This window comes from Candidatus Electrothrix sp. (genome assembly GCF_052785085.1).
In genome coordinates this window covers 1-3,154 of sequence record NZ_JALAAI010000211.1, presented here as the reverse complement: position 1 = coordinate 3,154, position 3,154 = coordinate 1, and the positions used below count along the sequence as shown (strand labels likewise).

Below are 3,154 nucleotides of genomic sequence, written 5' to 3'. Positions count from 1 at the left end.
TGAAGAGAAAGTTAGCTGGACGGCCAGGAAAATAGTCACATTGCTATAGGGAAGAACGCCTGAGTCTCTCCAGAGAGAGCAAAAATGCTCAACAGGCGTATATCGTTGTCGTGTCCGGGAATTGCTGTACGATCTGGCTTACCTTCATCTTTCCGAGCCATTCAACGATGTCACGGAAGTTCCGGGGGCCGAGCCCAACATCGCAAAACATTACAGGCCCCTGTACAAGGGGACGCTCATGATCAACTCTAACTTCAACAGGGAACGAGGAAACCAGGTCATCAAGGACAACCTGGCAGACTTGGTAGCCTTTGGAAAACCTTTCATTTCCAATCCTGACCTTGTAGAGCGGTTTGAAAAGAATGCGGAGCTTGCCAAGTGGGATGAAAACACCTTTTATACACCGGGAGAAAAAGGGTATACGGATTATCCTCCCCTTAAATAGAACTGGCGTACCTACAGCCATCGGCCACGCCTCTTGACAGGCAACCAGAAACTGCTTGGTCGGAATTGCCAGAGCCTGGACATGGCTGAGTTTCATCATAGCAGGCTCTCTGACCAGCCTTGTTGAGACGGCGAGTCTCAACTTTCTCTTTACGTTCACGATAGTCTGCGGGCTCGCTTTTCCTCAAAAAGTAGACATACGGACGGTAACAGGCTTTGGTCTGGTTGCGAAACTATTGCGCCAGCAGAAGGCTCATAAAGAACGAACCCACTCCATAACCGCAGCAAAAGGATATTGTTCCAATCGTCCAAACAACTCATGCTTGCTCAACGTACTCCGGGTCAATCCCGGAGATGAAAGCCCACAAAGCAGGCGGGTGATCTAGCGCGGGCTGGACAATGCCTGGGGATATTGCCTGCGAAGTCGCTGCAATGCTTCAGCCAATCCTTGCTGTTCCGGTATTGTCTCATCATTGCCCCTACTCCTGATCAACGCATTTTCACCCTGTAAGCAGAACGAGCAATGCCCGCAGCCCCCTCGTTCCTCCCCAAAGTAACGCAACAGAAATTCGGTCTTGCAACCTGCATGATTGATCAGCTCAACCACTAAACCCAGCCGTTTCAGGTCACTGCGTTCCCGTTGAGCAAAACGTTCAACCAGCCCCTGTTTCAGGGTTCCAATATCAAGTTGAGCATGAGCAGGTTTCCTGAAACCAAGCCGGGCTCCACTGACCTTGAGCACCAAGTCACCCTGCTGTTCCAGATAATCCAGGGCTGCAATCACCCGTTTTCTTGGGCTGCCGGTTCGTTGCATAGCCTCATCAAGATCAATAGTGAACCAAATCTTCTGTTTGACTGCGCAGGACAAGAGGTTCTTGAGGAATTGCTGTCGGTCTGCATCAAAGCGGGGCAAAATCTCCGCAGAAGGGCGTAAAGGCTTAAAGGAATAACTGCTGTAAAACGGGCCTGTGGATTGCAGCACACCCTCAAGCTCCAGATAGGTGAGCAGGGTTTTGACCACTAAAGGCCGCATATCAAAAAGGCCGGAAAGCTCATAAACAGAGCAGGAAAAAACGGTCTCCTGATTCAGGATATGATCGACAAAATCCTGCACATGATCAGGCTCCGGGGTATCGCCGTAGACAAAATTCTCCAGCACATGGAGATCATCACCATTGCCCAGCATGAGACAGGTTGAAGGCAAACCATCCCGCCCTGCCCTGCCGATTTCCTGAGCATAATTCTCCAGACTCTTGGGCAGGTTATAATGATATACCGCCCGGATATTGCTCTTATCAATGCCCATACCAAAGGCAATGGTGGCCACCACAATGGCCTCGTCCGAATCCATGAACCAGTCCTGAACTTCCTGGCGTTGCTCATCCTTGAGACCAGCATGATAAGGCCTTGCAGGAAAACCAGCCTCTGCAAGCATTCGAGCCACCTCCATTGCTGTCTGCTGAAGCGTGACATAGACGATGCTCGGACCTATGCTCCTGCTATCTTTCTTTTCAGTAAGATGACGCAATAAGGCTTTGTCTGGTTCATTACCCGGTTTACCAGCTGGTTCAAAGAGCAGGGCCAGGTTAGGACGATAAAACCCGGTTTGAATACAATCAGCTTCGGCAATAGCAAAGCTCTGTCGGATATCCTCAGCCACTTTGGGCGTTGCTGTGGCTGTCAACCCCAAAACTGCCGGTACAGCAAAGGTCTTGGCTAATTCTGCAAGCTTCAGATAATCCGGGCGAAAATTATGCCCCCATTCGGAAATACAATGAACCTCATCAATAACCAGTAGAGAGAGCTGAAGCCGGGAGATCAAACCGACAAAACGCTCATTGGCAAAGCGTTCCGGGGCCACATAGAGCAGCTTCAGATCTCCTTGTTGCAGCCTGTCATAGACAGCAGTAACCTGATTAAAATCCAGGGAAGAATCCAGCCGGGCTGCGGTAATGCCTTTGCCAACAAGAAAATCCACCTGATCCTTCATCAGGGCCATGAGCGGGGAAACCACCAACGTCAAACCAGGGAGATGAAGAGCAGGGAGCTGATAGCAGAGGCTTTTTCCCTGGCCGGTAGGAAAAATAGCCAAGGCAGAACGGCCTGCTAGGACAGCGGAAATCACGGCCTCCTGGCCAGACAAAAAATCTTCAAAGCCAAAGAACTGTTGCAGGCTTTCTTGCGGTGTACTGGTCAATACAGTCATGCTCCCTCCCTGATAATTTTCGGCACCGGCTCAACACAACTTGACTGTATATGTTTAATATTTAGTTAATTTCATTATCAAGTCTCGTTATTATCTACCCCCAAAAAAAAGAGGTAACATGAGCTTTATTAATAATCATTGTCCTGAATGTAAAGGAACTTCGTACAAATTTTGTCTGATCAGACTCGCCTGTCATAATCGGCTTGAACGGTTTTCCAGACCCTCGGCTCTCTGAGACGCGCACTTTTCGATAATCCAGGATACTGAGTATACCAAAATTATCATCTGGCTGATGAAGCATCAGATTACCTGAATTCGCATTGAAAAAAAACATTTTTTGTCGTACATTCTGTGTAGAATTAGCTGGTCATGACCGTTATAACAGGCCCCTGACATGCTTTTTTTGTAATGGGGTTAATCGTATAATTTTACGATAGAAAAAAAAGGACATTAAGTGGAGATTTGAAACCTTTCTCTGATATTTTGCACTCTTTTCTCAATTTT

General features: G+C 48.2%; 1 protein-coding gene and 1 pseudogene. One reads left to right on the top strand and one right to left on the bottom strand.

The annotated features are described in order from the left end of the window. Nucleotides 1–127 precede the first annotated feature (127 nt). Nucleotides 128–445 (top strand): annotated as a pseudogene (locus L2082_RS18960) (oxidoreductase); the annotation flags it as partial. 381 nt (nt 446–826) lie between these two features. Here the strand turns inward: L2082_RS18960 and L2082_RS18955 are convergent. Beyond that, nucleotides 827–2,650, bottom strand: a complete 1,824-nt coding sequence (locus L2082_RS18955; RefSeq protein WP_446012172.1) for a RecQ family ATP-dependent DNA helicase — start codon at nt 2,648–2,650, stop codon at nt 827–829. Nucleotides 2,651–3,154: the final 504 nt, after the last annotated feature.

Coding starts and splice junctions, on each gene's coding strand:
- L2082_RS18955 (WP_446012172.1), bottom strand. CDS start 2,650: ATGACTGTATTGACCAGTACACCGCAAGAAAGCCTGCAACAGTTCTTT.